The organism is Bradyrhizobium sp. MI1.4, from assembly GCF_055811315.1.
Map to the genome: position 1 here is coordinate 192,379 of NZ_JBVVPP010000007.1, position 17,475 is coordinate 209,853.

28 protein-coding genes are annotated in these 17,475 nt (G+C 53.9%); 22 read left to right on the forward strand and 6 right to left on the reverse strand.

Annotated features, from left to right (window positions below; genetic code table 11):
- Nucleotides 1-2 precede the first annotated feature (2 nt).
- The 3 genes from AC0L23_RS11155 to AC0L23_RS11165 form a co-directional block, all read right to left on the reverse strand.
- The gene (locus AC0L23_RS11155) at nt 3-1,271 is read right to left on the reverse strand and encodes an SGNH/GDSL hydrolase family protein (RefSeq protein ID WP_473356913.1); all 1,269 of its coding nucleotides are present in this window, start codon (nt 1,269-1,271) and stop codon (nt 3-5) included.
- 4 nt (nt 1,272-1,275) lie between these two features.
- A complete protein-coding gene (locus AC0L23_RS11160; RefSeq protein ID WP_473356914.1) occupies nt 1,276-1,563 on the reverse strand; it encodes a hypothetical protein in 288 nt (95 codons plus the stop codon).
- A 344-nt stretch (nt 1,564-1,907) separates the two neighbouring features.
- Nucleotides 1,908-2,507, reverse strand: a complete 600-nt coding sequence (locus tag AC0L23_RS11165) for a terminase small subunit (protein WP_473356915.1) — start codon at nt 2,505-2,507, stop codon at nt 1,908-1,910.
- Nucleotides 2,508-2,695: 188 nt separating this feature from the next.
- Here AC0L23_RS11165 and AC0L23_RS11170 point away from each other — a divergent pair, with 188 nt between their 5' ends.
- The 20 genes from AC0L23_RS11170 to AC0L23_RS11265 all read left to right on the forward strand — a co-directional run bounded on the left by AC0L23_RS11170 (nt 2,696) and on the right by AC0L23_RS11265 (nt 13,225).
- Nucleotides 2,696-3,202: an aldo-keto reductase family protein gene (locus AC0L23_RS11170; protein WP_473356916.1), complete on the forward strand. Its 507-nt coding sequence runs from the start codon at nt 2,696-2,698 to the stop codon at nt 3,200-3,202.
- A 215-nt stretch (nt 3,203-3,417) separates the two neighbouring features.
- Nucleotides 3,418-3,684: a hypothetical protein gene (locus AC0L23_RS11175; protein ID WP_473356917.1), complete on the forward strand. Its 267-nt coding sequence runs from the start codon at nt 3,418-3,420 to the stop codon at nt 3,682-3,684.
- A gap of 114 nt (nt 3,685-3,798) precedes the next feature.
- Nucleotides 3,799-4,239, forward strand: a complete 441-nt coding sequence (locus tag AC0L23_RS11180) for a hypothetical protein (RefSeq protein ID WP_473356918.1) — start codon at nt 3,799-3,801, stop codon at nt 4,237-4,239.
- Between the two features lie 489 nt (nt 4,240-4,728).
- Nucleotides 4,729-5,241, forward strand: a complete 513-nt coding sequence (locus AC0L23_RS11185; protein ID WP_473356919.1) for a hypothetical protein — start codon at nt 4,729-4,731, stop codon at nt 5,239-5,241.
- Nucleotides 5,242-5,424, forward strand: a complete 183-nt coding sequence (locus AC0L23_RS11190) for a hypothetical protein (protein WP_473356920.1) — start codon at nt 5,242-5,244, stop codon at nt 5,422-5,424.
- Nucleotides 5,421-5,630, forward strand: a complete 210-nt coding sequence (locus AC0L23_RS11195) for a hypothetical protein (protein ID WP_473356921.1) — start codon at nt 5,421-5,423, stop codon at nt 5,628-5,630. Before AC0L23_RS11190 ends, AC0L23_RS11195 begins: the two co-directional genes overlap by 4 nt.
- Complete coding sequence (locus tag AC0L23_RS11200) at nt 5,627-6,031, forward strand: hypothetical protein (RefSeq protein ID WP_473356922.1); 405 nt, start codon at nt 5,627-5,629, stop codon at nt 6,029-6,031. The genes AC0L23_RS11195 and AC0L23_RS11200 overlap by 4 nt, the downstream gene beginning before the upstream one ends.
- A 662-nt stretch (nt 6,032-6,693) precedes the next feature.
- Nucleotides 6,694-7,050 carry a hypothetical protein gene (locus tag AC0L23_RS11205; RefSeq protein ID WP_473356923.1) on the forward strand — a complete coding sequence of 119 codons (357 nt, stop codon included), beginning with the start codon at nt 6,694-6,696 and terminating at the stop codon, nt 7,048-7,050.
- Nucleotides 7,051-7,326: 276 nt separating this feature from the next.
- On the forward strand, nt 7,327-8,289 hold the full coding sequence (locus AC0L23_RS11210; protein ID WP_473356924.1) for a hypothetical protein: 963 nt from the start codon (nt 7,327-7,329) through the stop codon (nt 8,287-8,289).
- A gap of 280 nt (nt 8,290-8,569) precedes the next feature.
- On the forward strand, nt 8,570-8,728 hold the full coding sequence (locus AC0L23_RS11215; RefSeq protein ID WP_473356925.1) for a hypothetical protein: 159 nt from the start codon (nt 8,570-8,572) through the stop codon (nt 8,726-8,728).
- A 54-nt stretch (nt 8,729-8,782) separates the two neighbouring features.
- A complete protein-coding gene (locus AC0L23_RS11220) occupies nt 8,783-9,046 on the forward strand; it encodes a hypothetical protein (protein WP_473356926.1) in 264 nt (87 codons plus the stop codon).
- 64 nt (nt 9,047-9,110) lie between these two features.
- Nucleotides 9,111-9,329, forward strand: coding sequence for a hypothetical protein (locus AC0L23_RS11225; protein ID WP_473356927.1), 219 nt, complete (start codon nt 9,111-9,113; stop codon nt 9,327-9,329).
- Nucleotides 9,330-9,331: 2 nt separating this feature from the next.
- Nucleotides 9,332-9,499: a hypothetical protein gene (locus tag AC0L23_RS11230; protein ID WP_473356928.1), complete on the forward strand. Its 168-nt coding sequence runs from the start codon at nt 9,332-9,334 to the stop codon at nt 9,497-9,499.
- A complete protein-coding gene (locus AC0L23_RS11235; RefSeq protein WP_473356929.1) occupies nt 9,496-9,684 on the forward strand; it encodes a hypothetical protein in 189 nt (62 codons plus the stop codon). Before AC0L23_RS11230 ends, AC0L23_RS11235 begins: the two co-directional genes overlap by 4 nt.
- Nucleotides 9,681-10,232, forward strand: coding sequence for a hypothetical protein (locus AC0L23_RS11240; RefSeq protein WP_473356930.1), 552 nt, complete (start codon nt 9,681-9,683; stop codon nt 10,230-10,232). The genes AC0L23_RS11235 and AC0L23_RS11240 overlap by 4 nt, the downstream gene beginning before the upstream one ends.
- 339 nt (nt 10,233-10,571) lie before the next feature.
- Nucleotides 10,572-10,772, forward strand: a complete 201-nt coding sequence (locus AC0L23_RS11245) for a hypothetical protein (protein ID WP_473356931.1) — start codon at nt 10,572-10,574, stop codon at nt 10,770-10,772.
- A 55-nt stretch (nt 10,773-10,827) separates the two neighbouring features.
- The gene (locus AC0L23_RS11250; protein WP_473356932.1) at nt 10,828-11,004 is read left to right on the forward strand and encodes a hypothetical protein; all 177 of its coding nucleotides are present in this window, start codon (nt 10,828-10,830) and stop codon (nt 11,002-11,004) included.
- 114 nt (nt 11,005-11,118) lie between these two features.
- Nucleotides 11,119-11,412: a hypothetical protein gene (locus AC0L23_RS11255; protein WP_473356933.1), complete on the forward strand. Its 294-nt coding sequence runs from the start codon at nt 11,119-11,121 to the stop codon at nt 11,410-11,412.
- 462 nt (nt 11,413-11,874) lie between these two features.
- Nucleotides 11,875-12,570 carry a hypothetical protein gene (locus AC0L23_RS11260; protein WP_473356934.1) on the forward strand — a complete coding sequence of 232 codons (696 nt, stop codon included), beginning with the start codon at nt 11,875-11,877 and terminating at the stop codon, nt 12,568-12,570.
- A 433-nt stretch (nt 12,571-13,003) separates the two neighbouring features.
- A complete protein-coding gene (locus tag AC0L23_RS11265; RefSeq protein ID WP_473356935.1) occupies nt 13,004-13,225 on the forward strand; it encodes a hypothetical protein in 222 nt (73 codons plus the stop codon).
- Between the two features lie 13 nt (nt 13,226-13,238).
- Here AC0L23_RS11265 and AC0L23_RS11270 read toward each other — a convergent pair whose 3' ends face one another.
- From AC0L23_RS11270 to AC0L23_RS11280, 3 genes are read right to left on the reverse strand one after another with little or no spacing between them, the layout of a single operon-like run.
- Entirely contained in the window at nt 13,239-13,454 is a 216-nt protein-coding gene (locus AC0L23_RS11270) for a hypothetical protein (protein ID WP_473356936.1), read from the reverse strand.
- A 17-nt stretch (nt 13,455-13,471) separates the two neighbouring features.
- The gene (locus AC0L23_RS11275; RefSeq protein WP_473356937.1) at nt 13,472-15,835 is read right to left on the reverse strand and encodes a DUF5906 domain-containing protein; all 2,364 of its coding nucleotides are present in this window, start codon (nt 15,833-15,835) and stop codon (nt 13,472-13,474) included.
- Between the two features lie 5 nt (nt 15,836-15,840).
- Nucleotides 15,841-16,047: a helix-turn-helix transcriptional regulator gene (locus AC0L23_RS11280; RefSeq protein WP_473356938.1), complete on the reverse strand. Its 207-nt coding sequence runs from the start codon at nt 16,045-16,047 to the stop codon at nt 15,841-15,843.
- 135 nt (nt 16,048-16,182) lie between these two features.
- On the opposite strand from AC0L23_RS11280, the gene AC0L23_RS11285 reads away from it, so the two are divergent.
- On the forward strand, nt 16,183-16,569 hold the full coding sequence (locus AC0L23_RS11285) for a hypothetical protein (RefSeq protein ID WP_473356939.1): 387 nt from the start codon (nt 16,183-16,185) through the stop codon (nt 16,567-16,569).
- 368 nt (nt 16,570-16,937) lie between these two features.
- Nucleotides 16,938-17,420 (forward strand): hypothetical protein, encoded by a 483-nt coding sequence (locus AC0L23_RS11290; RefSeq protein ID WP_473356940.1) that lies wholly within the window; start codon nt 16,938-16,940, stop codon nt 17,418-17,420.
- Nucleotides 17,421-17,475 lie beyond the last annotated feature (55 nt).

Consider the following 17,475-nt stretch of genomic DNA (forward strand, 5'->3'; position numbering starts at 1 on the left):
GGCTAGAACCCAAACCGCGCCTGATCCGTCTGCTCCCAAAGGATGCTGCCGGTCGGGTTCGGGTGAAGGTTGTCTGGCATTAGCAGCGCAGCCAATCCGCCCGCATAATTTGAGAACGCGGCGAAGGCGTCGATACGATCCCAACCGTTTGATGGGCATGCGGCCTTCAGAGCCGCCATTCTCGCGGCATGGTCCGCTGCGTTTGCGAGAAGTGTCGCGTTTTGGAGTTCAGCGACGATTGGGATTTGCGCACCTGCCTGCACCCGAAGGGCCGCAACATAGGTTTGGTAGTCACTCACGAATTGAGCCGGGAGCGTGCTCTCGTTATGTCCAAGGCTGACGACAGCCAAGTCCGGCCTTTCGGGACAGAGCGTCGCTATATTGGTCGTGTGATAGCTGAAGCCAGTACCGGAGACGCTGCCGTTGCGGACGGTCAACTTGTTCGCCGGCTTGGTGATGTTGCCGATATAGATGTTGTCGTAGGCGTGCCCGACAATGCTCGTGACTGACGTGAACTTGACGCTGCGACCGACCAAGGCGTTATCCTGCGCCTGCGAAAGGCTGCAAACAAGCTGACGGCCGTTCAGTTCGACGTAGATCTGAAGGCCGTCTTTCACGATCGTGAGGGGATATGAAGTGCCAGCCGATAGGCCGAGAGAGTTCATCGTTCCAAGGGTTGTCGAGCCGGCATTCGTATAAAGCACGCTGACCGCGCCAATCGCCTGAACGGAAACGATGATGTTGATCGACGATTGGTCGAACAGGTAGACGCGATAGTCGCCGGCCGACTGATAGGTTACGTCGGTCTTAACCTCGCACGAAGTCGACGAAAGTGTCGCGGCGGCCGTCAGAAACGAAGAAGTCGCGTTCGGGACGGCCTTGTTGGACGAGATGGTCCACGAGTTCGCCGACCAAGTTTGGCCGCCCGAGCTGGTCGTCCCAACCGCTCCATCAGCCCGCGTGAACGTCTCCTGCATGAGGCTGAAGGTCGATCGTCGGCCAAGCAACGCGTTCAGAATATAGGCTTTGGTCGTGTCATCGTAGAGATAATAGTCGATATAATGCGTCAGGTCGGCCGCCTCGATCGCGGTCGTCAGCAGATAAAAATGCTCGTCGGTCGCGTTGCCGGTGCTGTCCCCAAGGAATGTGAGAACCTTGTCGGACCCGCCTGCATAAAGGGCTGTCTTGAATGCCTGTGCCAGCGCGGGCGGCACCCCAACTGGCCCAAGGAATGCGCGAGTGCTCAGATTTAGACCAAGCCCGATCTGCATTCGATTAGCTCGCGGCTTTGATGTTGACCACCGCGCCACGCTTGGCAAAGATCGGGTAAGACACGCCACCGCTTGGGATGGGAATTCCGTTGAGCGCTGCATCGGGCGTGCCGATATCGACCGCAGCGAGGATCATTCCCGCTTCGGTGTTTCCGATGACGATGAATTCGTTATCCTGCACGGTTTCGGTGCTTGTCGCGCCGACTGCGACGGTTACGGTTTTCCGAACCTGATGAATTCCGGACGCTGAACCCGCAGCCTTCGGAGTGCAGAAAGACACATAGGCGGGCATGGCGCGATCTCCGAAAAATGGCTATCCATCGCGCCTATCTGATTTATGCCATGTGGTCAATTGCTGGCGGAAATCCGTTAACCGCTTTCTGCCACTCAACTCAGTCAGTGAACGTACTGCCGAACAAAAGCAACTGTGAATGCAGATACAGCGAAAAACAATGATACTTGCCAATGTTGTAACCGCATTATCGACCCCATATTTCTGCAACACCGAACATCGTCAACACGTCCCCGATATCGGCGCGCAAATACGAAAATACGGATAGCAATAACCCGCGAGCGTGTCCGCGCCTACAATCACACCGAGCGCAACCGCGAGAATGAAAAGCACCTTCACAGCCATCAACCCCCGATTTCACGCGCGTACAGCGCTGCCGCTGCATCTTCATCGATACCATTCGGCAACATCGTGGGTTGCTGCGGCTGAACCGATTGTTCCTGTTTGAGCCAATGCGCGTTATCGGGCGTCAACAAACCCTGATAACGCATCATGTTGCCCAACGCTGCCAACTTGTCATGCAACGTGAACTTGATTTTTTTACCGCCGCGCGGCTTTTCCTCGATTTCGATGGATTTAACCGCTTCCATCATTTCGGGCGTGCAATCCGCAAAATTCGGTTCGGGTTCGCCCCATTCGTTGATCTTGATGTAATTCGAAATATTCGAGTACGCGATCACGGCGTTTGCCTTCAACGTCCGCATGATCGAAATATCGTATAGTTCCGATAGCTCTTTCACCCGTTCAGCAATCGCAGCGCGGACCATGGGGCGCGCGAGCATCGCAACGGCCCGCTGATCCAATTCCCAAGGGAACGGCTGCTGTAGGACCGCTAGAAGCCGTTGACCGGTCTTTTCCGCTATCCCCTCAATATCCTTCACGTAACCGTCAACGAATTTCCGTTCCCATTGGTCAATTTGACCATAGGCCGGGCGGAAATCCATTCGTGGCGTGATCGGCGCGAGCATAGCGCTAGATATTGGCTATTCGTCGCATTTTGTCAATTTTCCACGCTGATTTGCCTGTTGACCATCAGTGCGCAATCGACCATCGCAATGAGCATCACACTTGACTAGATACTTTCCACGTGGTTAGTTGCGATCACCATCAACCACGAAAGCGAGATTTCGCAATGACCACCACCTATCACGTCACCGGAATTGCACCTGATCTGTTTGTCGTCAATGACATGAGCGCAAAGATGGGCGGCCCGTACAAGAACGAAGAAAGCGCCAAGCGCCGTATTCGCGATTTGAAGCGCAAGGAAGCCGAAGCGCTAAACGTCAAGTCGGTTGGTAATCCCAAAGAAATCGGTGATCGGATTTACAGCGCTGTTCCGACCGCAACGCAGCAGGTGTGCGGGGAATGCCATTTGCAACAGGGCGAACGCTGCGACGTTTGCGGTGCGCAGTCCATCCCGACCGCAACGCCGAACGCTGCGACCGTTGCCGCGCTGAACGAAGCGAGCAAGCCGGTTCATGTGAAAATCATCACGGGCGAAGCACCTGCCCTGCCCGATGCCGCGAAACTCGCCGCATACACCAAAAGCGCCCCGGCAAGGATGCGAGCGGTTCGCGAACGCGGCGTTTATCCTGCGATCAGCAAGAGCGAACGCCGTAAGCGCTGGAACTACGCTTGAACGTGTTCAACGCGTATCCATTCATCGTGATCGGGGCAACTCTTGCCCTGATCTATTTCAACCACTGATTAAAGCAAAGCCAATGATCGCCCGCCTGATCTATCGCCATCGCAATATGCGGATTGTTGCACGTTTGTTTGAACTGCATTCAACCGCGTATTGGGCGAAGTATCTGCGCACACAAGGCGGCGCGATCGTTCGGCGAGGAAAGCACCATGCATCCAAATGGCGTTCTCTATATGATGCCGCGTGAAGTTGAAGCGTCGGCGAAGTTCGGCAATCGTATCGCTGCAAGGATCAGCAACGGCAAGCCGATCAAGGCGAACAGCGCATTGCGTCACGCTATGTTGGTCAACGGGCCAACCCACGCGGCTATGATCGCAGCGAAACTGATGGGCATCACCCATGAAGAAGCGTTTAAGCACATTGACAACCTCGCCAAAACCAAAAGCCTCGATATCGTTTCGCCGCACTGCAAGTAAGCGCCCTGCCCGATCATGATCAACCCCGGCTAACCACCGGGGTTTTTCGTTGACAGGAACAATTTACCATCTGGCGCGTTTAGACTTTTCCACCAACATTCCGGAGCGCGCACCATGTCAACCCATGATCAAGACGGAAAACCGATTTCCAATCCCGCCGATCGCCGCACCATGACTACCGACCCGAACGCGACGGGCGGGCCGGTCGTTGAAGACGGCACCAACGGAGACGGGCTGACCAAGACGATTGCAGGAAGCACGCACCTAACGACGAACATTGATGGCAAATGGTACGTTTGCAACACGCGCGGCGAACCGTTAGATATCAACCAAGGTTTCACTACCGAAAGCGATGCCGTCGCGGAAGCGCAGCGGATGAACGGGATGCAACCAAAACCCGCAAATCCCGATGTTGTACGGCAACAGCAAACGCCGAACGAAAATCAGTCGCTTGGAAATCGAGTGCCTGACACCATGGGGACGCATCCGACCGTTGTTGCGCCAAGTGCTGAACCGAACACCACGAATGCTAAGCAGCCAAAAAAGCCCGCTTAACGCAATCGACCACTCAAAGCCCCGCTTCGGCGGGGTTTTTCTTTGCGCGCGATCGGACGGCAACCCATAAATTATGGAGCGCTGTAAATTACATAATTTTGCATAATTATGGACGTGGTGATTTCCCTAACCTCTTTAGAACGATAGACCCGTTTTATACTCTTATACTTTTATACTCTTATAGCTTTTACCTAATTACTATATTTCTATCTATTCATCTAACTATATATCTTCTCTATTGTTCTATCTCGAATGCTCTTTAGAGCTACTTTCCATAATTTCCCACAAAAATTACATAATTTACCGTAATTTACAACAGTGAGGAAACAGCGCACAATTATGGATGACAGCGCACAATTATGGATGACGTTGCAAATTATGGCCGACGGCGACGAAGCCTGACCGCCACTGACCGGCGACGATCATCTATTGACCACATGGAAAGTTTCCTGTAAAAGTCGGATACCCCTATCTTTACAGGATGGAACTATGCCAAGACTGAATTTCGGAACAAAGATCGCTTTCACGACGGAAGCGGTGCGCGAACATTACTGTTTCTACGTGCATGAAATCTTGTCCTCATTCACCGAAACGAGCGACGACAAGGCGGGCGAAATCTTTTTTGCAGGCGTTTGCAAATTGCGCGACGTTCTCATGTGCCCGGATGCTTACATGAATTCGTGCTGGCGCGAGACTGTCAACGATAGCACGATCATCCGCGCAACCATCATGAGCAGCAGCGAACGTGAAGCGGATATGTTCAATGAACTATCCGGCTTTGTGAAAACCTATCGACCGCATGCAAACGTAAGAGGATTTCAAACCACCGTCCGCGCTGCGATCACTTGCACGGTTGGCCCCAACGCTGGCAAGAGTTGGCAGACACAGGAACGTGCAGCACTCGAAAACGGCATATCGCAGCCTTCGCTATCCAATCACCTGAACGGCAAGCGCGGATATGAGAACATTCGCGGCATGAAATTCAAACGGGGGATAGCTTAAATGCGTGACGAAGCAATGGCACATGCCGAACGCCTGTTCGGAGACACCAAACCGCAAACGGCGCACGACTTGATTTGGAACGCGGCAATCGAAGCCGCTGCAAGTGTTGTTGATCAGGCAAACCGGGACGGCCCTTATAACGCGATCGTTTGCGCGCCAACCATAAGGGCGTTGAAGCGATGACAAACGCACCGAGCAACCCGCACCCCGATTACATCACCGTCATGTTGCTAGGCAGCGGCTATGCCGCCGTCCATATGCGCTACTATGCCGATATGGAAGGTTACGACGTTCAGCAAACCGGCATCGGTCGATACGTCATCAAGAAAGCCGCAATCACCGCAGCCCTTATGTGGTCAACGCGCGACAAAATCGAGTTGCGGCTATGACAAGCACAGCAAACAAACGTACAGGATGGCAGGAAGCAATAATTGCATGGGCGGTTTGCGCTTCGATCCATCGCGAATATGCGAAAGGCAGCGATCCGGTTTTTACGACGCGTCAAGGCGATTTTGTGAAGCGTGAAAATAACGCGCGGGAAATGGATCAGCGCGAAGTCAACGAACAGCGCCGCGCATCTGGGGCACCGACTGTCATTGTCGCAAACGAACCGGGCGAAGTGTTGGATTTTGTAGTTCAGCATTTACGCGAACAGGCATCATTGCGACGAAGGCAAGCGACGCGATCGGCAACGAAGACGGACAAGCGCTCGCATGAACGCCTTGCTGATAATCTCGATTTCATCGCCGCTCAACTTGACAAGGCGGTTATTCGATCGGACGGGGGATAAACGCAATGTTCGTTGTCTACTGGCCGATTTCTGGAACGATCTGGTACGCATCGCGCCATGCGGAATGCTATCCGGCCGATTTTCCATCGGAATGTGTTTGGCTTATTCCGGGCACAGAGGTTCTGGATTAACGATTGACCACGTGGTAAGTTTGTGCCATCGTTCGCCCCGCTCAGTCATGGGCCTTAGACGTTGGGAAGATGGATTGCCGCCAGTGTTTCGCCGCACTGGCGGCATTTTCTTTATTGACCACGTGGTAAGTTCGTGAGACTATTCCCCTACTGAGTGAAGTTCCTTGGCTTCTCTTGGGCGTTTCCTCCTTGTGACTTGGCAAACCCGCGCATGATTAGCCCATGCGCGGGTTTTTTTTATTTCTGTATAATTACCGCTTGACCATCGCGATTACCATCGCTACAAACAACACATCAACAACGGAGTTACTGCGATGACGGCTGCACAGCACATAGTTTTGGAAGCATACCGTGCCACCGGCCGCGTTGCCTTCTACTACCCCCGCAAAAAGCGTATCAGCTTGAACGGCGGGAAGTTGCTTTTGATTGGGGAAGCGATTGCAAAAATGAACGAATGTCTTTCTAAGCGGGCTTAGAACGCAGCACCAAAAACAAAGAAACAGACAACGATATCAACACTGAAGAATGACAATGAACTTCGAACCCGGCAAGACCTATTCCACCCGCTCAATCGGCGATCACAACTGCATCATCAGCGTTACCGTTGCCAAGCGGACGGCTAAGACCATCACCACGACGGAAGGCAAAACCTTTCGGATCAGCGTCTATGACGGCAATGAGCAAATCAAGCCGTGGGGCCGCTACAGCATGGCCCCGATCATCGGCGCGGATGACAAAGACTTGTCTAGGGTTATCCACCCGGCCATTCAGGAAGCCGCCGAACGCGATAACCACGAATACAACGCGGTTTTGCAGATCGTCGGTAAAGCCATCACCGAGCGCGCGGACGGCGTTATTTACCTCGCCGATTACCGCAAGGCATCCTAGCCATGCGTTGCCCGGAATGCGGTTCACTGTGCTGGCGGAACGAAATTGATATTGGCGTTGGCATCGTCGCCGACGAATGGAAGTGTGAAAATTGCGCTTGGGATGAAAGCCAAGCACTCCCAATGAGCCCTGAAAATTGGGAAGATTTCTTGCGCACGGACGATTGAGCAATTTACGCACTCACGAAGCGATAGTTTATTTTGACCATGTGGTAATGTACCACTTGACCGTCGCAATTTAACGATAATAATCTTTCAACCACCAAAGGAAACGATCATGTCTTTTGAACGAGCCGAACTCGGAATTGATGGAAACTGTGGCGGGGCAGCCATAATGACCGACGATATTGAAGAGCGCCTCAAGGCGCTCCGGAAAGAAGTGGTCGGTTATATCGATGCCGGCGCAGCGCGAGATCACGTCGTTGGCGTGTCACAGGGTACCCTTGAGAACTGGTTCGATGCGTTAGAGGGTATCTCCGGTCGCGTCCGAACTGAACCGAAGCCAGCGCCAGAGAGCCCATTTTTCGAGTGCCCTGAGTGCGGCGGCGATTTGGCCGAGGAAGGCCATCAGCCGACGTGCACGGGCTCATGGTCACTGCCGCGCCCGACGCCAGAGCCGCAAGCAGCAGAAGTGCCAACGGACGCACTGATCAATCTGGTGAACCACCAAGAGCAATGCGACGAAGACGGCGCGATGGTGAAGGTCTCGCGCATGGCTCTCGCGGAGGTCTTGGTCTACGTCCAGTTGGTTCGACCCGACCTGAATGGTGAACCGCCGCGATATGCCAGAAGCGACCTGCCGCCACTAGCTGAAATTCAGCAGTTGATAGCCGATTTTGAGGCTCCCGATTGGGACACAAGGAGGGCCTTCGCATCCCATCGCCGCGCGTGGGTCGCGACGTGCCTTCAAGCTGTCCTCAATGAACCGCAGTCAGCGCCAGTGCAGCACGCGGCACCAACACACGCAATCGGATGGGCGCTTTGGCACCCGGAGCATGGTGTCATTGTAACAACCGTGAAAGCATCTTTTGTGCAGGCGCAAGACCTTATGAACCGGCATCCGAGGGAAGGTGTGAAACCCGTTCCGGTCGTTGTTGAACCCCTTCCGGATTGCTGCGCATCGGACCAATCAAAATGCGGCAAGCTTTCGTGGCCGTGGTGCAGCACATGCCCACATGCCGGTTTTGTGCCGGGAGCTATTCCGCCTTCCTCGCTGCCGCGATCAGCAGGCGAGAACTGAAAATGGTTGAGTACTACGGATTGTTAGCAATATGCCTCATCGGTTGCGGAGCAATGACCGCACTTATCTTCATCAATCGGTGAAAAAGGTTCGTTCCCGATGCTGCGAACGTTGGATAAGTTCGCGCACCGCATCTACGAACTAGAAAAGAAATTATCCGATCGCAGTGACCGGCCCGGCTAATCACCGGGCCAAATTATTTTGACCATCTGGCAAGTTTCCTATTGACCATCGCAATTTTCATCGCTATAAATTACGCATCAACCACGGAGTTACGGCGATGACAAACGAACAAATCAAGTTTATCGAGGCAAGCCGCAAGCAACGCGCTGCATACTTCGCATGGCAGAATGCCCCTGTTGGTGTGCAGTCTATCGAAGCACTCGCCGCCTATCGCCAAGCGACGGCTGAACAGCGCGAAATCGAAGCGAAGCGCTAACCCCAACGGCCCGGCTAGTCACCGGGCCAAGCTATTGCCAACGGAACAACCGACATGCCCGGCACCTTCCACATTGCGACCATCGCGGCCTATCCCATCAAGGATGAATTGGGCGGCGGGTTTCGTGGCGTGATGCTGATCAACGCCACGGCTGACAAGGCGAAGGAACGCCGCGCGTCCGATCGCTGCGACACGCTGGAAGCCGCAACCTTTTGGGCGAAGTCGCAAGCGCACGAAGCATATGAAGCGCAGGGCTATTCGCTTGCCGCGCTCCGTCGCAAGGGCGAGTATCAGGCTAACGTGTGGGTGCCCGCATGATCACCGAGACACCACAACAGGTAATCGAACGGCTGTTGCGCGAATTCTTCAAGGGTAAGTGACAATGACCGCACAAACCATCGGCGACGTTCGCAAGCTGATCAGGAAGGCCCGCGCGGTCTATATCCGCCCGTTCTTCGGAGTGCTTGAAGCATGGGTAAAGATCAGCAAGCCGGAAGCGTTGGCAATGTTCGCAGCCTATGCGGACGATCGCACATTGATTGACGCCCTCGATTTCGATCATTCGTTGTTCATCGAAGACGGCAACTTGTATTTGGGTTGATGATGACAAAGCAACCAGTTCAGAACGGCAAAGCATGGGTGGTGATTATCAGCGATAACGCAGGGATGCGGTTTAGCTTTGATCATCCCAACGAACGCGCGGCGCGAGAACACGCCGCAGATTTGGAAGCCGAAGGCATCACCGTCGTTGAAGTTGTCGAACTCAAGTGACCGGGACGCCCCAAATCGGCTATTACGTGACCGTGCAGCGCGACGGCAAAACGTTGATCGCGGATCACGCCCTAGCCATGGCCTTCGTTGATCCGTGGTGCGACTTCGACGCGTTCGGTACATCATCCATCACCACGGGCGGCACCCTGCCCGTTGGTCGGTTAAACAATAGGTGGCAAGCATGACAAACAAGAGCCCTATTCCCGGTCACACCCGGATTGAAACGAACCTTGGTCACGATTGGGTTGAAGTGACTGCGACAAGGCCGGATGATCCTGATTATGACAACGACGCCGTTGATATCAAATTCACCGGGCGCGATCCTGTTGCCGTATCCATCCGCTACACCGACTTGCGCGACGTTCGCGCATTCGCACAGGCATTGCTACATGCTGCGGACTATCTCGCGCCCATTGAACCCCCTGCTTCGCCCTCCTCTGCCGACACCACCGAGCGCGCGAAGGCCATCGTAGCGGAGGCATGGCGCCAAACCTGCGCTGGCCCCGGTGAGTTCGATGACTACGCTGTTCCGCTGATCGCCGCCGCCCTCAATGAACCGCAGACACCACCGAAGTCAATCACGGATGACGAACTGTTCACGCTGACATGCCTTGTCGAACATCTCCGATCGGTCGTTGATCCGGATGACGAAGCTTGCAAGGAACGGCGCGCGGAAGCGGCTTTCCGGTATGCGAGCAAACTTTCGGACATCGTTAAGCGTTGTTCGCCGTGATCACTTGCAGTGTCACCGTTGAAGTAAAGCTAGAGGGAAAGCTGATCGAAAAGCGGGATTGGCCCGCTGTTGACATCATGAAAACGGGCGTAACTCGCGCATGGGCAACGCGACAATTCAACAAACTTTGGACCGTCCGAGAACCCGACAAACATATAGGTGTGTATTGGGAAGCACGATATGGCGAGGAACAAGGTAATCAACGGTTGACCGGTTCGTTATCCGGAGTGAACAGCCTGCGACATAAACGCGGAATTTTTGAAGACTATTAAAAATAGCCGCTTGACCATCGCAATTTTCATCACTATAAACAACGCATCAACAGCGGAGCGATGACCAATGGCTAAGGCAACTGTTACCGTCACCATCAAGGAAACCACGAACGGCTTTAACGAAAAGGCTTTCAAGTGGGGAACGCCTTCGGTCTATCGCAAGGGTGAAGTCAGCTACACGCTGAATAGCTGGAAAACCAAGACGGAAGCTAAGCGCAGCGCTCGCCGCGAGTACGGCAAAAGCCCCGTTCGGTTTGTCGAAGCCTGAACCCCTCCCCGGCCCGGCTAACCACCGGGCCAGCCACTCACTAGGACCGCACACCATGCCGCGCTACATTGTGACCGCTAGGGATAAGTTCCCCGCCGCTGGCGAAACGCCTGGCACTTATGAAATCGACGCCAAGACCAAAGCGGACGCAATCAAGGAAGCCAAGAAACAAGCCGGATGGCGAAGCCGCCACGATAGCCCGGTGATTTATACCGCCGTCAAAGACGAATGAAACCCCGGCCCGGCTAACAACCGGGCCAAATTATTTTTGCCATCGCATAAATAACCGCTTGACCATCGCAATTTTCATCGCTATAAACAACGCATCAACAACGGAGCGGCGACCATGACGATGCAGATTGCGAACACCATCCTTGCCCAACTTGGCGGTAACAAGTTCCTCGCCATGACCGGTGCAAAGCACCTTGTCGGCGGTGATGATACGCTGCGGTTCAAAATCCCGGCTTCGAACGGCATCAATCACGTTTCGATTACGCTGGATTGCAACGATACGTATCGCGTGACGTTCGGCAAATTTCGCAAGCTGGAATTGCGCATTGTTCACACGCAGGGCAACGTGTACGCCGATCAGTTGCGCGATCTGTTCACCAATCAAACCGGGCTGGAAACCAGCCTGTAACAATCCCCGGCCCGGCTAACCACCGGGCCACCCAACCGAGCTAGGAGAGAGAAGGGCCGAACTAATGACGTACATCAACAGCGCAACCGTATGCGGTCAAACGATACACGTCGTCAAAGACTGGTACACGGGGCTTTGGGAAATCAGATATACGCCCGCATATGGTGGGCAGTTGTGGGCCGGGCCTTACAAGACGCGCAAGGAAGCTCGCGAGCGCCTAGACCGAGAGAAAGAGGAAAATTAAACCCCCAAAGCCCGGCTAACCACCGGGCTAATTTTTTGTGCGATGCAAATGCTGGCGCGAAACCTGTTCCAACGTCCGTAACAATATAGAATTTGGCAAATCGGTCAACCTACCATCACAATTTTCATCGCAAATTATTTCGCAATTTTCATCGCAATTCGCTTGACCGAATGGAAAGTCGCCGCTACAAATAACGCATCAACAACGGAGATACGGCGATGGGCTACAGCATCCGAACCACCAAGAGCAAGACCGGCACGTTTTACGCTAACGTCAATACCGGTGCTTACGGTCAGGGTTATTCGGTTCACCGCACCGAGGAATTCGCAACGGCTGCGGAAGCCTATCAGGCTGCAAACAAGTGGAAGACGGACAAGGCCGCAGCGAACAAGGCCAAGAAAACCGGCAGCGATCTTTCGGCCGCTATCAAGGCGATCGTTGCCAAGCTGAACATTTACCTTGCCGACTTGGACGCAGAAATGCTCAGCCGTCAAAAGACTTGGGTTGCCGGGCGCGTTGAAGCCGTCGCCGCGTTCAAGGCTTCCGACGAAGCCAAGACGATGCGCCGCAACGACAATAGCAAGTATTATCAGCAGTTGCATCACGTCGCGGGCGGCAAGACTTGGTATGCCGTTGTCAGCATGACCGAAGCCAAGCGCAACGCCTTCATTGAAAAGAATTGCGAAATGATCCGCGATGCCCGTAACGCCCTGATCGGTCGCAAACTGGCGGATAACAACGTTACTTCCCTCGCCGATGAAACCATTGCGGTGAATTACAGCGACGGTTTCGAAGGAAGCTTTACCGTAAAGACCAACGCGGGCGAAACCAAGACCGTCACGATTAACGTGATTGGCGCGGGCGGTTACAATATCCAGTGCTATCACCAACGCACATTGGTTCACGTCCGCTAGGACCGAACCCCGGCCCGGCTAACCACCGGGCCATTTTTTTTGATTGACCACCTATTGACCATCTGGAAAGTTTCTGACATTATCCACAGGGCCGGAACAGGGGTCATTTTTTTTGAATATCGTGGAATACATCGCAATAGCCGCGATCATCATCGCGAGCGCAACAATCGTTGGCACGGTGCTTCACACCACCGGGGCAAGCATCGAACACGCAACGACCGAGCATCGCTAATGGCTGCTGTTCGCAAACTCTACATACGCTTTTATACGGACGCACAAGGCCGCCGATGCGCTCGCTACTTTCGGCGGATGCAGTGGCGGGCAATCTCGCCAGCCGTCGCACGGGCCATGATTGCGGCTGGCGAGGCCAAGATTGACACGCGCCCCGAAAAGGTATCCCCTCCCCCGGTTTTACAACCGGGAATATCGGGACATGCTCAAGCGTGAATTGAAGGTGTTAGGCGTGCTGATCGCGGCCGGAGTGCTGCTGTTCTGCGGTTTCTTCGGCTACACGTTCGCCAATACCATGCGCCTGAAACGGGATTGCACATTGCTCACACCCGACAAGGTTCTATCCGTGCGCGGTGTTGTCATGGCGCGAGAGCATCCCGAACAGCGCGCGTATCAGTGCGCCGATGGCGTCCATTGGGATTAGATCACCCCGGCAACTAAGCCGGGGCATCCAACTTGCAAACGTCTGCCTCGCGAAACGTCACCACATGCGGGACGGCGCTAGGCTTCGGCGACTGAACGAAACTTTCATAGTAGTAATAGCGACCGGCGTTGATCGCGATTGCTGATCGGCCGATATCATCGTTATCGGTCTCAATGGTCACAACGTCCGCGTTGTCATGACCGATTAGATTAACCGTGAACTTTGCCATTCGTCTTTCCTTCCTGTTTAATACCCCTGCCACACTGCGAAATCTTCAACACGTGCGTTGCGATCGATCGAATAGAGATCGGCGCGCGTATCTTTGTTCTCGCTAAAGTACGCGCGCGGCGCGCGGCCAACGTGATGATAGCCGAGCGTTTCGCAGATGGTGCCTAGCGTCTTTGCAGACACGTTGCGCACAGCCGTTCCCTTGATCCGGTTCGCTACCGCCTGCGAGCTAATCCAGCCGCCACGGAAGCCCGGCAGCGCGTCCGCAACGGCATCTAGGATAGCAATCTCAACCGGCCCGCGCGACTGCCGCACGGCTTCCGGGGTTGACGTGGTGTTAGGCGCTCGCATCGGGACGGCCCCGCGTTCGATCGGGTAATTCAACAGCCAATGCGCAATATATCGATCGCCGCCGACGTTCAGCCATCCGTCATAGAACCAATCGAAATAGCGCTTATCCATCCCGCGCTTTTCTAAGTCTTCCTTCGATTGCAACGCGCTGTAGAAGATCGCAAAACGTCGGCTGTTCTTATCGACCGGGATTGCATCTTTGTGGTTGCTAAAGAAAATCCAGTTGGCCGGGTTGTCTTCAATATCCTGATCGACGCCCTTACCCTGAATTTCAATCGTGTCTTCCGAAATCATCGGTTTCAGAATTTCGATCATGTCGCGTCGTTCGTCGGTTTTGATTTCGTCAACGATGATGAACAGCTTAGATCGCATCCACGCGTTGAACTTCGAACCGCTTTCGATTAGCTCGCGCGCTTTCGGTTCATACGTGTACATTTTGCCGATCGCGGCTTGCATGATGATTTTCAACGCTTTCTTGCCGACACCTTCAACCGATTGGATCAGCGGTGCCCACGGGATTTTGTGACCGGGGAAGCGCACGTTATGCGCAAGGTATTCGATCAAAATCGCCCGATCGCTTTCGTGAGGAAACAGCGCCGCAAGATGATTGAGGAACGGTGTCACGTCACCGGGTTCAGCGTTGATGATCGCGGGTTGATACGTGTTGACACCGAGCCGCCCCAACGCATCGGGGATCATTTCGCGATATGGACGCGACGGCAGAAAGCGAATGTGATCAACCTTCGGAATTGTCCATAGCGTTGAATTCGTCGCGGCTTCAAACGGCTTGTTCACCGTCTTGCCCAATGCATCGATGATGAATTTTTTACCGCCGTAGCTGCTACCGTTGAACTTGGTCGCGTTCATGAACCGACCGCTGGCGGTTAGTATCTCGCCCGTTCGTTCGATGTAGACGCAGCCTTTGAACCATTCGCGTTGCTCGCTATCGGTCAGCAACTCGCCAACCGGCACCGGCATTGATTGCGGCGCTTGTGTCTGCTGCTGTTCATGCGGCATCGGTGCAGTTGTCGGCACGTCCGATGATAGCGAATGCGGCTTGCGCTCTTGAAGCTTCTCGCCGAACAGCCGCAGCGCGTGCAGATTGCCGTTGCGTCGCTCCAAGGATGGCCACCCGACCTCTGTGTTTCTGACACTGTTCCAGTTTTTTCTAAGGTATGCATCGGATGGTGCGCTTTGACCATCAACAATGTATTGCGAACACCATTGCGCCCAAACATCATATAGTTGTTGTTCAGGCGCGAAATTCCATGCGGCTTGCTTCCATGCACTTGAAAAACTCACCCAATCTGCACGGTCCAAGTCATTCGGGTTCGTTTCTTGCAACGCACGTAAACACCAATCCCAACCCGGTGCCTGCATTTTCGGTTCGCCAAGCGGATAGCGTTCACCAGTGCCGTCAATGACGGACACGCCTTGCAATGCTTGCTCTAGAACGACCGGATCAATCGGGTTATTGTAATTCCCGAGTGCCCAACACGTCACAAGATGCGGGCTGGCAGGGTTCTTAAGATGGAACGTCCCCGGCAATCGCAACACTCTAGTTGGATCGGTAACGCGTTTATCGCCATCGAACAGCACTCTAAGTTTGCGCTGTAGCAGAGTGAAGCCGTCAAGATTTCGATGATGCAACGTTTGAAAATAGCAGTGAAACTTACCCGGCGACGACTGTACAGCGAACGAAGGTGCTGGCGTCCATTGTGCTGCACGTTGGTAGTTCTGTTCGGCTGAAAGCGTGTCAAGGTCGATAACGTTGCAACGGATCGCACGAACGTTTGCATACTCTCTGCCGTTTCCATCCATGTCAGAAATATTGACGAAACAACCAAAACCCGCGTTGTTCCAACCCACGATTTCGGCCCACAATTGTGGGAGCGTTCCCCTTCGAGGAATTGCGGCAACATCCTTATTGCTGTCGTGGATAAACCTTACGTCGATGACCGTTGTATTGGGGTCAGACTGTGTAAGGGCAGCAACATAGTGAAAGGCGCTGTTGTAATCTTGAGCATCCATCGCGATTAGCCGCTGATCGTGTCGGCGGCTTGTGCGTTAGCAGGCGAGCGCCAGCGTTCAACGTCTTCAAAATTCCAGCGACGCGGTTTCGTCCCCGGTATCGGCGCGATGAACCGCCCGCTGTTGATCATGTCGTACAACGTCCGCTTTGGAATACCCAAGTGGTTCGCAACATCAATTAATTTTAGGATTTTCGGCACTGTTCCGACCATTGACCATGTGGAAAGTCGAGGTCAAAAGCCGTATCTGCTTCGCCCGATCCGCGTCAATCGATTTCCCACACCTTTCCACACACCCTCGCAATTTTCCGCAACTTTCCACTTGCACGAATCTAGCAAATCAGATCTATGATCGACTCACCACTTGGAAAGCGACGATCGCGCCGCCGTCAACTATGTGAGCGCATCCATGGCGAAGGTTCTCCGGTGATCCAGTTCGTTCTTTATGCGGTCGTGCTAATCTTAACGATTGCGCTCGCGCTCGCGGTTTCCAGTGCGCGTTACTACCGGAACGTTGCTCGCTCCAATGCAAACGAACTTGCGATATTGCGAACCAAGTCACACGACATTGCATCGAATTTTCTGGATTGTTGCCGTTTACTTTCCATTCACCGTAATGGACGGCTTAACGTTTTTACCTTCGCGCGCGGCGATCGTGTTTTTACCGTGGAAACAATGGGGTTGCTGTCGGATAACACCGACGAATGGCGAATAATGGCGGGATTGACACAATGATCCGAGTTAGCGTTCACTTAATCAGTGCAATTGACCACAGTGTTACCGAGCTTGCCCGAATGGATATTTGTAACGATGGAACAGGCAGTTCCGTCAAACGGAACTATGACGGTCAGGCTTTCGTGTACGAAGGAACAGCGTATATCGGTCGGAACGCCGCCGCTTTAGATCGCGCTACACCGTCGAAAACAGGCCGCGTCATCAACTGGCCTAGCCAACGGTTTCATATCTGGAACTTAGTGCGCCAGATGCTCACAAACATGGGATATACCAACGGGGAACTTCGTTCACCGGCTGGTAAATAGTGCTGACACCGTGAAATCACGGATGGACGGATACGAATTAACCACCAACTCGGGATAGCGGCGATGAATGCAACAATTGAAGCGAAATCGGCGGCAGCGAAGTTCCTTGATGAACACGAACGAATTGAAGGCGAGTTGGAAACCGCCCGCTTGACCATTGAGGATCAGCGCCGGGAGTTAGAAAAGAGCGACGCGACGAATTCGATGTTGCGTGAAGCGCTGGAACAGGCGAACTCCGACAAGAATTCGTATCTTCAATACGCGTTTGAGTTGTCCGCACAGTTGCAGTTCATCGTTTCCGGATCGGCCCGCGCTCTCCAAATCGCTCATAGCGTCCGCGCTCGCATCGCATCACAGGCCAACGGCATTCCGCCCGTTCCAGGCACTGATGTTGATCAGTTGCAAGGCATCATCAGCCGTATCGGTGACAACAACGAAGTGGCGGGCGACGGCAACGGCCTAACCAACGGTATGATGGTTGACCGCGAAGGCAAGCCGATCGCGCCGCCGTCCGTCGCATCCCAATCATTGAAGATTGCGAGCTAGTCCAATGCGATCATCAACGATTGATCAAGTGACCGTCGCGCTTAAACGCGCGGAA

Bases quoted from the DNA above. Each gene is read 5' to 3' on its own strand.
- AC0L23_RS11155 (WP_473356913.1), bottom strand. From the start codon at position 1,271: ATGCAGATCGGGCTTGGTCTAAATCTGAGCACTCGCGCATTCCTTGGG.
- AC0L23_RS11160 (WP_473356914.1), bottom strand. From the start codon at position 1,563: ATGCCCGCCTATGTGTCTTTCTGCACTCCGAAGGCTGCGGGTTCAGCG.
- AC0L23_RS11165 (WP_473356915.1), bottom strand. From the start codon at position 2,507: ATGGATTTCCGCCCGGCCTATGGTCAAATTGACCAATGGGAACGGAAA.
- AC0L23_RS11170 (WP_473356916.1), top strand. From the start codon at position 2,696: ATGACCACCACCTATCACGTCACCGGAATTGCACCTGATCTGTTTGTC.
- AC0L23_RS11175 (WP_473356917.1), top strand. From the start codon at position 3,418: ATGCATCCAAATGGCGTTCTCTATATGATGCCGCGTGAAGTTGAAGCG.
- AC0L23_RS11180 (WP_473356918.1), top strand. From the start codon at position 3,799: ATGTCAACCCATGATCAAGACGGAAAACCGATTTCCAATCCCGCCGAT.
- AC0L23_RS11185 (WP_473356919.1), top strand. From the start codon at position 4,729: ATGCCAAGACTGAATTTCGGAACAAAGATCGCTTTCACGACGGAAGCG.
- AC0L23_RS11190 (WP_473356920.1), top strand. From the start codon at position 5,242: ATGCGTGACGAAGCAATGGCACATGCCGAACGCCTGTTCGGAGACACC.
- AC0L23_RS11195 (WP_473356921.1), top strand. From the start codon at position 5,421: ATGACAAACGCACCGAGCAACCCGCACCCCGATTACATCACCGTCATG.
- AC0L23_RS11200 (WP_473356922.1), top strand. From the start codon at position 5,627: ATGACAAGCACAGCAAACAAACGTACAGGATGGCAGGAAGCAATAATT.
- AC0L23_RS11205 (WP_473356923.1), top strand. From the start codon at position 6,694: ATGAACTTCGAACCCGGCAAGACCTATTCCACCCGCTCAATCGGCGAT.
- AC0L23_RS11210 (WP_473356924.1), top strand. From the start codon at position 7,327: ATGTCTTTTGAACGAGCCGAACTCGGAATTGATGGAAACTGTGGCGGG.
- AC0L23_RS11215 (WP_473356925.1), top strand. From the start codon at position 8,570: ATGACAAACGAACAAATCAAGTTTATCGAGGCAAGCCGCAAGCAACGC.
- AC0L23_RS11220 (WP_473356926.1), top strand. From the start codon at position 8,783: ATGCCCGGCACCTTCCACATTGCGACCATCGCGGCCTATCCCATCAAG.
- AC0L23_RS11225 (WP_473356927.1), top strand. From the start codon at position 9,111: ATGACCGCACAAACCATCGGCGACGTTCGCAAGCTGATCAGGAAGGCC.
- AC0L23_RS11230 (WP_473356928.1), top strand. From the start codon at position 9,332: ATGACAAAGCAACCAGTTCAGAACGGCAAAGCATGGGTGGTGATTATC.
- AC0L23_RS11240 (WP_473356930.1), top strand. From the start codon at position 9,681: ATGACAAACAAGAGCCCTATTCCCGGTCACACCCGGATTGAAACGAAC.
- AC0L23_RS11245 (WP_473356931.1), top strand. From the start codon at position 10,572: ATGGCTAAGGCAACTGTTACCGTCACCATCAAGGAAACCACGAACGGC.
- AC0L23_RS11250 (WP_473356932.1), top strand. From the start codon at position 10,828: ATGCCGCGCTACATTGTGACCGCTAGGGATAAGTTCCCCGCCGCTGGC.
- AC0L23_RS11255 (WP_473356933.1), top strand. From the start codon at position 11,119: ATGACGATGCAGATTGCGAACACCATCCTTGCCCAACTTGGCGGTAAC.
- AC0L23_RS11260 (WP_473356934.1), top strand. From the start codon at position 11,875: ATGGGCTACAGCATCCGAACCACCAAGAGCAAGACCGGCACGTTTTAC.
- AC0L23_RS11265 (WP_473356935.1), top strand. From the start codon at position 13,004: ATGCTCAAGCGTGAATTGAAGGTGTTAGGCGTGCTGATCGCGGCCGGA.
- AC0L23_RS11270 (WP_473356936.1), bottom strand. From the start codon at position 13,454: ATGGCAAAGTTCACGGTTAATCTAATCGGTCATGACAACGCGGACGTT.
- AC0L23_RS11275 (WP_473356937.1), bottom strand. From the start codon at position 15,835: ATGGATGCTCAAGATTACAACAGCGCCTTTCACTATGTTGCTGCCCTT.
- AC0L23_RS11280 (WP_473356938.1), bottom strand. From the start codon at position 16,047: ATGGTCGGAACAGTGCCGAAAATCCTAAAATTAATTGATGTTGCGAAC.
- AC0L23_RS11285 (WP_473356939.1), top strand. From the start codon at position 16,183: ATGATCGACTCACCACTTGGAAAGCGACGATCGCGCCGCCGTCAACTA.
- AC0L23_RS11290 (WP_473356940.1), top strand. From the start codon at position 16,938: ATGAATGCAACAATTGAAGCGAAATCGGCGGCAGCGAAGTTCCTTGAT.